Origin of the sequence: Micromonospora sp. NPDC005413 (assembly GCF_040606435.1) — a bacterium.
Taxonomy (GTDB): domain Bacteria; phylum Actinomycetota; class Actinomycetes; order Mycobacteriales; family Micromonosporaceae; genus Micromonospora.
In genome coordinates this window covers 1-9,256 of the sequence record NZ_JBEXEV010000067.1, presented here as the reverse complement: position 1 = coordinate 9,256, position 9,256 = coordinate 1, and the positions used below count along the sequence as shown (strand labels likewise).

Here is a 9,256-nt window from a genome sequence, read left to right as displayed (position 1 = left end):
TCGTGCTCGATCCAGGATGTAGTGGTCTCACCGACGCGCCGATGCCACTCGATCCTGGATCGAGCACGATCTTGGGCCGGGCCGGGCCGGGCCGGGCCGGGCCGGGCCGGGGCGCGGCGCGGCGCGGCGGGAGCTGGCGGGGTCGCGCGGTTGCGGCCAGCAACGCCCCGGGCGCGGTCGTCGGCGTCGGGTAGAGGCGCCGCCGGGGAGTGGGCGCTGTCGGCGTATGACAGGGGCCGCGTCGACAGCGAGCCGAATCCGGCACGCGCAAACCCACCCCACTCGACGCCACCGCATGTCCCGCGTTTGCCCACGTCATGATCGGGGCCGACCAGGTCTTTCAGGCGGGCAGCCGGGGGTGGCGACCGAGGTAGGAGAGCAGGACGCTGACCTCGTCGGCATCCGGAGCGGGGTCGATCGCCGGGGCGTACACGCCGTAGGCCCGCAGCGGCTCGACGATCTGCCGGGCGACCACCAGCAGGGGGCGGGCCAGTTCGTCGCCGAGCGGGGACGGTTGGCCGGTGGCCGTCGTGATGTCCCAGGCGTGCACTGCCGCGTCGAGGGCGCACGCGACGGCACCAACGTGGGCCGGCAGCTTGCCCTGGGGCAGCGGCGTGGGCACCGCCGGGTCGTCGTCGGCGACATTCGCCCAGGCTCGGGCGGACGCGTCGAGGGCGGCGCGCAGGCCGACCGTCTTGTCACCGTCGATCCGCCCAGAGGGCGCGAACGGATCCTCCGACGGCCCCGGCCCGCCGACGATCATTGCCGCGTAGCCGATCTGGTCGCCGGTCGCGTGCTGAAGCACCTGGGTGACCGTCCACCGCTCGCACGGGGTGGGTCGCTCCCAGGCGTCGGCCGGGACCCCCTCGACGGCCGTCCGGAGCGCCTTGTGCGCCTCGTCGAGCACGATCCGCCACTGTGCTGCTGCCATCTCGCTCATCGTCCTGGCCTCTCCGCCGACCCCGTCAAGTGAAGCGACTCCCGCCCACCTGCGGAGCGGAACGTTCCGCTCCGTTGTCCTGGGATCAGAATAGCAGACCGGAACGATCCGTTCCATTGCTGATTCACACCTGCTCACCACAACATCGAGCGCGGCACCCGAACGGGCACCGCGCTCGACGAAGGTGGAACGGAGTCGGGTCAGACGTTGAAGCCGAGGGAACGGAGCTGGTCGCGACCCTCGTCGGTGATCTTGTCCGGGCCCCACGGCGGGAGCCAGACCCAGTTGATCCGGATGTCGTTGACCAGGCCACCACCGGGGCCGGTGGTCAGCGCCTGTCGGGTCTGGTCCTCGATCACGTCGGTCAGTGGGCAGGCCGCCGAGGTGAGCGTCATGTCCAGGGTCGCGACGTTCTCGTCGTCGACGTGCACCCCGTACACCAGGCCCAGGTCGACCACGTTGATGCCGAGCTCCGGGTCGACGACGTCCTTCATCGCCTCTTCGACGTCGGCGATCATGGCCTTGCTGACGCCGCCCGCCGGGGTGGCGGCGTCGCCGGCACCCGGCGTCGCGGCACCGTCGGTCGTCACGGCGTCGGTCTGCGGCGCCGCGGTGGCGTCACCGGTCTCCGGCGTCGCTGCGGTAGCGGTGTTCTCGCTCATGCCGTCCCTCCGCTTAGCTTCGTGATGCCACGAGGCACCACCGTGTCATTCGCTCGCTGACGCACGCTCACGCCTTCACCTCCGGGCTCACGCCCACACCGGCGCGTGCCGCGGCGTCCTTGAACGCCATCCACGGCAGCAGCGCGCACTTGACCCGGGCGGGGTAGCGGGCCACACCCGCGAAAGCAACCCCGTCACCGAGCACGTCCTCGTCCGGCGTGACCTGGCCACGCCCGGACATCAACTCCACGAACGCCTCGTGCACCTCGAAAGCTTCCCCGGCGCCCCGGCCGCGCAGCAACTCGTACAGCACGCTCGCCGAGGCCTGGCTGATCGAGCAACCCATCCCGTCGTACGAGATGTCGTGCAGCACGTCGCCGTTGGTGGCGACCCGGACGGTGACCTCGTCACCACAGGTCGGGTTGACGTGGTGCGCTTCGGCGACCCGGTCGCCCGGGTCGTCGGCGTCGCGCAGGCCACGCCCATGTGGGCGCTTGTAGTGGTCCAGGATGATCTCCTGGTAGAGCTGATCGAGCTGCATCAGTCGAACACCTTCCGCACCTGCTCCAGACCGGCCACCAGAGCGTCGATCTCCTCGGTGGTGGTGTAGAGGTAGAACGAGGCCCGGGTCGTCGCCGGGACGCCGAACCGGTTGCACACCGGCTTGGCACAGTGGTGGCCCACGCGCACCTGCACGCCGAGCGAGTCGAGCACCTGGCCCACGTCGTGCGGGTGCACGTCACCCAGCGCGAACGAGATGGTGCCGCCCCGGCCCACCGGCACGGTCGGGCCGAAGATCCGCAGGTCCGGTACCGAGCCGAGGGCTTCCAGCGCGTACGCCGTCAGCTCCTTCTCGTGCCACTGGATGGCCCGCATCCCGATCCCGGTGAGGTAGTCCACCGCCGCGCCGAGCGCGACCGCCTCGGCGATCGGCGGGGTGCCCGCCTCGAACCGGGCCGGCGGCGCGGCGAACGTCGACCGGGCCATGGTGACCGTCTCGATCATCGAGCCGCCTCCGAAGACCGGCGGCATGGCCGCCAGCAGCTCGCCCCGGCCCCAGAGCACACCGATGCCGGTCGGGCCGCACATCTTGTGCCCGGTGAAGACGATGTAGTCGGCGTCGAGGTCGACCACGTCGATGGGCAGGTGCGGCACCGACTGCGAGCAGTCCAGCAACAGCAGCGCGCCCACCTCACGGACCCGCGCGGTGATCCGGGAGGTGGCGTTGATCGTGCCGAGGATGTTCGACATGTGCACCAGCGAAACGATCTTCGTGCGCTCGGTGACCAGGTCGTCCAGGCCGGACTCGTCGAGCCGGCCCTGATCGGTGACCGGGAACCAGCGCAGGGTCGCGCCGGTCCGCTCGCAGAGCAGCTGCCACGGGACGATGTTCGAGTGGTGCTCCATCTCGGAGATCACCACCTCGTCGCCCGGGCCCAGCCGGAACCGCGGGTCGGCGTCCGGGCGCAGCGAGGCGTTGGAGAACGCGTACGCCACGATGTTGATCGCCTCGGTGGAGTTCTTGGTGAACACCACCTCGTCGGTGCTCGGCGCGTTGATGAACGCGGCGATCTTGGCCCGCGCTCCCTCGTACGCCTCGGTGGCCTCGGTGCCGAGGGTGTGCACCGAGCGCGACACGTTGGCGTTGTGCAGGGCGTAGTGCTCCCCCAGCACGTCGAGCACCTGGCGGGGTTTGTGCGAGGTGTTGGCGCTGTCAAGGTAGACCAGCGGGTGCCCGTTGATCTCCCGGTCCAGGATCGGGAAGTCGGCGCGCACCCGGGCCACGTCGAAACGCGGCACGTCGTCGTACTGCGGCATCCCTGGTGGGATCGCGATGCTGGTCATCTCGGCAGCGCCTCTCTCGCTCAGGCCTGGGCCGTGCCGGCCCCGGCGGCGTACCGCTCGTAGCCCTCGGCCTCGAGCTTGTCGGCCAGCTCCGGGCCGCCCTGCTCGACGATCCGGCCGGCCACGAAGACGTGGACGAAGTCCGGCTTGATGTAGCGCAGGATCCGCGTGTAGTGGGTGATCAGCAGCACGCCGGTGTCGCCGTTGTCGCGGACCCGGTTGACGCCCTCGCTGACCACGCGCAGCGCGTCCACGTCGAGGCCGGAGTCGGTCTCGTCGAGGATCGCGATCTTCGGCTTGAGCAGCTCCAGCTGGACGATCTCGTGCCGCTTCTTCTCACCGCCGGAGAAGCCCTCGTTGACGTTGCGCTGGGCGAACGCCGGGTCCATCTGGAGGCGCTCCATGGCGCCGCGCAGCTCGCCGCCCCAGGTACGCAGCTTCGGCGCCTCGCCGTCGATGGCGGTCTTCGCGGTCCGCAGGAAGTTGGCCACCGAGACGCCGGGCACCTCGACCGGGTACTGCATGGCCAGGAAGAGGCCGGCGCGGGCGCGCTCGTCGACCGTCATGGCCAGCACGTCAACGCCGTCGAGGGTCACCGTGCCACCGGTGATCTCGTACTTGGGATGACCGGCGATCGAGTACGCCAGGGTGGACTTGCCGGAGCCATTCGGGCCCATGATCGCGTGGGTCTCACCGGAGCGGACGGTCAGGTCGACGCCCGACAGGATCGGCTTGAGCTCACCCTCGGGCAGCTTGACCGACACCTTCAGGTCGCGGATCTCCAGGGTGCTCATTATCGGGTCACTCCATTACTCGGCGTCAGGCTGAGGTAGATGTCGCCGTCGCGGACGTCGACGGGGTAGACGGGTACGGGTTCAGTGGCCGGCAGCCCGGTGGGCTGTCCGGTGCGCAGGTCGAAGCGCGAGCCGTGCAACCAGCACTCCAGCGTGCAGCCGTCGACCTCACCCTCGGAGAGGGCGACGGAGGCGTGCGAGCACTCGTCGTACGCGGCGTAGAAGTTGCCGTCCTCGCCGTGCACCAGGGCGATCGGGGTGCCGTCGACATCCGCGCTGATCGCGGTGCCCTTCGGCACGTCCTCGGCGGAGCAGATTCGGATCATCAGGCGCCCGCCTTGGTCAGCCGGGCCTCGATCGCGTCGCCGAGGCGCTCGCGCAGCGACTCCACCGGGATCTTGTTGATCAGCTCGGCGAAGAAGCCGCGGACCACCAGGCGGCGGGCTTCGCTCTCCGGGATACCCCGGGCCATCAGGTAGAACAGCTGCTCGTCGTCGAAGCGGCCGGTCGCGCTGGCGTGGCCGGCGCCGGCGATCTCGCCGGTCTCGATCTCGAGATTGGGTACGGAGTCCGCCCGCGCGCCGTCGGTGAGCAGCAGGTTCCGGTTGATCTCGTACGAGTCGGTGCCGGTCGCCTCGGCCCGGATCAGCACGTCGCCCACCCAGACGGTGTGGGCGTCCTCGCCCTGCAGAGCGCCCCGGTAGCCGACGTAGCTGCGGCAGTCCGGAACGCTGTGGTCGACCAACTGCCGGTGCTCCAGGTGCTGGCCGGAGTCGGCGAAGTAGACGCCGTACAGCTCGGCCTCGCCACCCCGGCCGGTGTATTCCACGCTGGTGAACTGCCGGACCAGGTCACCGCCGAGGCTGACCTGGACGTGCGTCACCCGGGCGTCCCGCCCCAGCTTGATCTTGAGGTGCTGTGCCTGCACCGCGTCGTCGGCCCAGTCCGCGACGGTGATCAGGGTCAGCTTCGCCCCGTCGGCCACGGAGACCTCGACGTTGTCGGCCAGGGTCACCGACCCGACGTGCTCCAGCACCAGGGTCACCTCGGCGAACCGGCCCACCTCGACGAAGGTGTGCCCGAAGGCCACACCCTCGGCGCCCTCGCCGACCACCCGCAGGCTCACCGGCGCACCCACCACGACGTCACTGGCCACGGTGAGCAGCAGCGCCTGGCCGGCACCGCCGTACGCGAGCGCGCTGACCCGGTCGACCGGGGTGAGCACGCTGCCCACCCGCCGGTCGTCGGTGCTGATCCGCTCCACGGCCACGCCCTCGGGCAGGTCGTCGTGCTCGTGCCGGACCGTGCCGGTGGCGGCCTGCGGCTCACCGGCGAGGCCGCGCAGCCGCTTGAGCGGGGTGAAACGCCAGTCCTCCTCCAGGCCGGTGAGGGCCGGGAAGTCGGCGACGTCGTACGAGCGCAGCGCCTGCGACTTGGTGCTGGGCGGCGCGGAAGCCTGGGTAGTCATGTCTTCCTTGGTCTGTCTGTTCCGTGACGACGAGGTTGGGGCGGGGTGCGGGCGGGCCGAGGTTCCGACCCGCCACACGGGAGCGGCGGCGTCAGCCGACCGCGCCCTCCATCTGGAGCTCGATCAGCCGGTTGAGCTCCAGGGCGTACTCCATCGGGAGCTCCTTGGCGACCGGCTCGATGAAGCCGCGCACGATCATGGCCATCGCCTCGTCCTCGCTCAGGCCCCGGCTCATCAGGTAGAAGAGCTGGTCGTCACTGATCTTGGAGACGGTCGCCTCGTGCCCCATCGACACGTCGTCCTCACGGATGTCGACGTACGGGTAGGTGTCCGAGCGGGAGATGGTGTCGACCAGCAGCGCGTCGCACTTGACCGTGCTCCGGCTGTGGTGCGAACCCTCCAGCACCTGCACCAGACCCCGGTACGAGGTGCGGCCGCCGCCCCGGGCGATCGACTTCGACACGATGGTCGAGGAGGTGTGCGGCGCGGCGTGCACCATCTTGGCGCCGGCGTCCTGGTGCTGACCCTCGCCGGCCATCGCCACCGAGAGCACCTCGCCCTTGGCATGCTCGCCGGTCATGTAGACCGCCGGGTACTTCATGGTCACCTTGGAGCCGATGTTGCCGTCGACCCACTCCATGGTCGCGCCCTCGTGGCAGACGGCGCGCTTGGTGACCAGGTTGTAGACGTTGTTCGACCAGTTCTGGATGGTCGTGTAGCGGCAGCGCGCGTTCTTCTTGACGATGATCTCCACGACCGCGCTGTGCAGCGAGTCGGAGGAGTAGAGCGGCGCGGTGCAGCCCTCGACGTAGTGCACGTACGCACCCTCGTCGACGATGATCAGCGTCCGCTCGAACTGGCCCATGTTCTCCGTGTTGATCCGGAAGTAGGCCTGCAGCGGGATGTCCACGCGCACGCCCTTCGGCACGTAGATGAACGAGCCGCCGGACCACACGGAGGTGTTCAGAGCGGCGAACTTGTTGTCGCCGACCGGGATGACCGTGCCGAAGTACTCCTTGAAGACATCCTCGTGCTCGCGCAGCGCGGTGTCGGTGTCCAGGAAGAGGACGCCCTGCTCCTCAAGGTCCTCACGGATCTTGTGGTAGACGACCTCGGACTCGTACTGCGCCGCGACACCGGCGACCAGCCGCTGCTTCTCCGCCTCCGGGATGCCCAGCCGGTCGTAGGTGTTCTTGATGTCCTCGGGCAGGTCCTCCCAGCTGGTGGCCTGCTTCTCGGTCGACCGCACGAAGTACTTGATGTTGTCGAAGTCGATCCCGGTGAGGTCCGCGCCCCAGGCCGGCATCGGCTTACGGCCGAACAGCCGGAGGCCCTTGAGTCGCAGGTCGAGCATCCACGCCGGCTCGTTCTTCTTGGCCGAGATGTCCCGCACCACCGCCTCGTTGATGCCGCGCTGGGCAACCGCCCCGGCGGCGTCCGGGTCGGACCAGCCGTACTCGTAGCGACCCAGGGCGGCGAGCTGCTCTTCCTGGGTCAGGGGCTGGACGATCTGCTCGGTCATCTATCTGTCCTCACAGTGGTGACGGGATTACCTGATTGGGCGCGTACCTGCTGAGCCGGGATGTGCGTGGTGCACACCCCGTCGCCGTGCGCGATGGTGGCCAGGCGCTGCACGTGGGTGCCGACCAGACGGGAGATCACCGCGGTCTCGGCCTCGCACAGCTGGGGAAACTCGCCGGCAACGTGTGCCACCGGGCAGTGGTGCTGGCAGAGCTGACCGCCGGACGCGCTCGTGGTCGCGTTGGCAGCGTAACCCTCGGCGGTGAGCGCGTCGGCGAGTGCCTCCGCACGCGCGAGGGGGTCGTCGCCGGCGTCCTCCATGGCGGCCCGACAGCGGGACTCCAGGGCGGCGACCTGCTCGGTGGCGAACGCCTCGACCGCCTCCGAGCCGCCGCTGCGGGCGATCCACCGCAACGCGGCGGTGGCCATGTTGTCGTAGTGGTGGGTGCCACAGCGGACCCGGGCCGCCTCGGTCAGCAGGAACACCTTGGCCGGACGCCCCCGACCACGGCTGCCCTGCACGGTCTGCTCACGGGCGAACACGTCACCCTCGGCAAGCATCGCGTCCAGGTGCCGACGGATCGCCGCCGGGCTGAGCCCGAGCGCCGAACCGAGCTGCGCAGCGGTGGTGGCCCCCCGCTCCAGCAGCAGCTGGGTGACCCGGTCCCGGGTGGAGACCTCGGTCGCCGCAGCGCCGCCGAGCGCGGCCGACGTGGGCACGACAGGCGCAGACGCGGACGCACCGACGGCCGGAACGGCCGTCGGCTGGTGCCCGGAGAGCGCCGCCGCGTTTTTCACAACGCCAACGTTACGTAATTACCCGGAGGGCCGCAAACCCGGGCCCCGGTGATCCGAACCACCGAGCCCACGGAGTCGGACGAACCTCGATCACTACAGTGCGTAGGATTTGCGCCGTGAACCGATTCGCCCGTCCGGTCTCCGGCACCCTGCTGCGCCGCCTCGCGCTCACCTCGATCATCGCGAACGTGGGGATCGTCGTCACCGGCGGGGCCGTCCGGCTGACCGCCTCGGGCCTCGGCTGCCCCACCTGGCCCCGGTGCACCGACGCGTCGTACGTCAACACGTCCGAGATGGGCCTGCACGGGGTGATCGAGTTCGGCAACCGGATGCTGACCTTCGCGGTGGGCCTGATCGCGCTGGCCACCCTGCTGGCCGTGCTGGCACACCGGCCACGCCGGCCCGGGCTGCTGGGGCTGGCCGTCGCGGTCTTCCTGGGCATTCCCGCCCAGGCGGTGCTCGGGGGCATCACCGTGCTCACCAACCTCAACCCGTGGGTGGTCGGGCTGCACTTCCTCGCCTCGATGGCGGTGATCGCCGCCGCGTACGCCCTCTGGCGGCGGACCGCGGAGCCCGACGGCCCGACGGTGGCCGTGGTGCCCGCGCCTCTGCGCGTGCTGGCCCGGATCACCACCGGCGTCAGCGTCGTGGTGCTGGTCGTCGGCACCTGGGTCACCGGCAGTGGTCCGCACGCCGGCGACCACGGCGCGGCCCGCAACGGACTGGACCCGGAGTCGATCTCCCAGGTGCACGCCGACAGCGTCTTCCTGCTGATCGGCCTCTCGGTGGCGCTGATCTTCGCGTTCCGCGCCGTCGGAGCCGAGCGGGCCACCCGTGCCGCGATCGTCCTGGTCGCCGTGGAGCTGGGTCAGGGTCTGATCGGCTTCGTGCAGTACTTCACCCACGTGCCGGCGCTCCTGGTCGGCGCGCACATGCTCGGCTCCTGCCTGGTCCTGCTGGCCACCCTGTCGGTGCAGTGGTCGACCCGCGAGCGCCGCCCCGTCACCCCCACGCTCCAGGCAACCATCCCCACCGACGCAGAGGCCGTCCCGGTCACCGCCTGACCCGGCGCGGGGCCGTACCCCGCGTTGCCGCGCCCGCAGCCTGCCCGGGTCCAGCGCCCCGCGCCCCGCGCCCCGCGCCCCGCGCCCCGCGCCCCGCGCCCCGCGCCCCGCGCCCCGCGCCGAAGATCGTGCTCGATCCAGGATGTAGTGGTCTACCGACGCGC

The 9,256-nt window shown here is 70.5% G+C and carries 10 protein-coding genes; 1 reads left to right on the top strand and 9 read right to left on the bottom strand.

Features of this window, described 5'->3' with window-relative positions:
• Positions 1 to 340: 340 nt before the first annotated feature.
• From ABZS37_RS32355 to ABZS37_RS32315, 9 genes are all read right to left on the bottom strand, one after another.
• Positions 341 to 931 (bottom strand): TIGR03086 family metal-binding protein, encoded by a 591-nt coding sequence (locus tag ABZS37_RS32355; protein WP_355175346.1) that lies wholly within the window; start codon positions 929 to 931, stop codon positions 341 to 343.
• Positions 932 to 1,140: 209 nt separating this feature from the next.
• Complete coding sequence (locus tag ABZS37_RS32350; protein WP_355175344.1) at positions 1,141 to 1,602, bottom strand: metal-sulfur cluster assembly factor; 462 nt, start codon at positions 1,600 to 1,602, stop codon at positions 1,141 to 1,143.
• A 67-nt stretch (positions 1,603 to 1,669) separates the two neighbouring features.
• Positions 1,670 to 2,143: a Fe-S cluster assembly sulfur transfer protein SufU gene (gene sufU, locus ABZS37_RS32345; RefSeq protein WP_355175342.1), complete on the bottom strand. Its 474-nt coding sequence runs from the start codon at positions 2,141 to 2,143 to the stop codon at positions 1,670 to 1,672.
• A complete protein-coding gene (locus ABZS37_RS32340) occupies positions 2,143 to 3,447 on the bottom strand; it encodes a cysteine desulfurase (protein WP_355175340.1) in 1,305 nt (434 codons plus the stop codon). The genes sufU and ABZS37_RS32340 overlap by 1 nt, the downstream gene beginning before the upstream one ends.
• A 20-nt stretch (positions 3,448 to 3,467) precedes the next feature.
• Positions 3,468 to 4,241, bottom strand: a complete 774-nt coding sequence (sufC, locus tag ABZS37_RS32335; RefSeq protein ID WP_355175338.1) for a Fe-S cluster assembly ATPase SufC — start codon at positions 4,239 to 4,241, stop codon at positions 3,468 to 3,470.
• Positions 4,241 to 4,567 carry a non-heme iron oxygenase ferredoxin subunit gene (locus tag ABZS37_RS32330; protein WP_354997249.1) on the bottom strand — a complete coding sequence of 109 codons (327 nt, stop codon included), beginning with the start codon at positions 4,565 to 4,567 and terminating at the stop codon, positions 4,241 to 4,243. The genes sufC and ABZS37_RS32330 overlap by 1 nt, the downstream gene beginning before the upstream one ends.
• Positions 4,567 to 5,709 (bottom strand): Fe-S cluster assembly protein SufD, encoded by a 1,143-nt coding sequence (sufD, locus tag ABZS37_RS32325; protein WP_355175336.1) that lies wholly within the window; start codon positions 5,707 to 5,709, stop codon positions 4,567 to 4,569. The genes ABZS37_RS32330 and sufD overlap by 1 nt, the downstream gene beginning before the upstream one ends.
• 91 nt (positions 5,710 to 5,800) lie before the next feature.
• The gene (gene sufB, locus ABZS37_RS32320; RefSeq protein ID WP_354997247.1) at positions 5,801 to 7,231 is read right to left on the bottom strand and encodes a Fe-S cluster assembly protein SufB; all 1,431 of its coding nucleotides are present in this window, start codon (positions 7,229 to 7,231) and stop codon (positions 5,801 to 5,803) included.
• Positions 7,228 to 7,950 (bottom strand): HTH domain-containing protein, encoded by a 723-nt coding sequence (locus ABZS37_RS32315; protein ID WP_355175348.1) that lies wholly within the window; start codon positions 7,948 to 7,950, stop codon positions 7,228 to 7,230. The genes sufB and ABZS37_RS32315 overlap by 4 nt, the downstream gene beginning before the upstream one ends.
• 176 nt (positions 7,951 to 8,126) lie before the next feature.
• Here ABZS37_RS32315 and ABZS37_RS32310 point away from each other — a divergent pair, with 176 nt between their 5' ends.
• On the top strand, positions 8,127 to 9,092 hold the full coding sequence (locus tag ABZS37_RS32310) for a COX15/CtaA family protein (protein ID WP_355175334.1): 966 nt from the start codon (positions 8,127 to 8,129) through the stop codon (positions 9,090 to 9,092).
• Positions 9,093 to 9,256 lie beyond the last annotated feature (164 nt).

What these genes read in the sequence shown, in the direction of transcription:
- ABZS37_RS32355 (WP_355175346.1), bottom strand. Translation starts at nt 931, where the DNA reads ATGGCAGCAGCACAGTGGCGGATCGTGCTCGACGAGGCGCACAAGGCG.
- ABZS37_RS32350 (WP_355175344.1), bottom strand. Translation starts at nt 1,602, where the DNA reads ATGAGCGAGAACACCGCTACCGCAGCGACGCCGGAGACCGGTGACGCC.
- sufU (WP_355175342.1), bottom strand. Translation starts at nt 2,143, where the DNA reads ATGCAGCTCGATCAGCTCTACCAGGAGATCATCCTGGACCACTACAAG.
- ABZS37_RS32340 (WP_355175340.1), bottom strand. Translation starts at nt 3,447, where the DNA reads ATGACCAGCATCGCGATCCCACCAGGGATGCCGCAGTACGACGACGTG.
- sufC (WP_355175338.1), bottom strand. Translation starts at nt 4,241, where the DNA reads ATGAGCACCCTGGAGATCCGCGACCTGAAGGTGTCGGTCAAGCTGCCC.
- ABZS37_RS32330 (WP_354997249.1), bottom strand. Translation starts at nt 4,567, where the DNA reads ATGATCCGAATCTGCTCCGCCGAGGACGTGCCGAAGGGCACCGCGATC.
- sufD (WP_355175336.1), bottom strand. Translation starts at nt 5,709, where the DNA reads ATGACTACCCAGGCTTCCGCGCCGCCCAGCACCAAGTCGCAGGCGCTG.
- sufB (WP_354997247.1), bottom strand. Translation starts at nt 7,231, where the DNA reads ATGACCGAGCAGATCGTCCAGCCCCTGACCCAGGAAGAGCAGCTCGCC.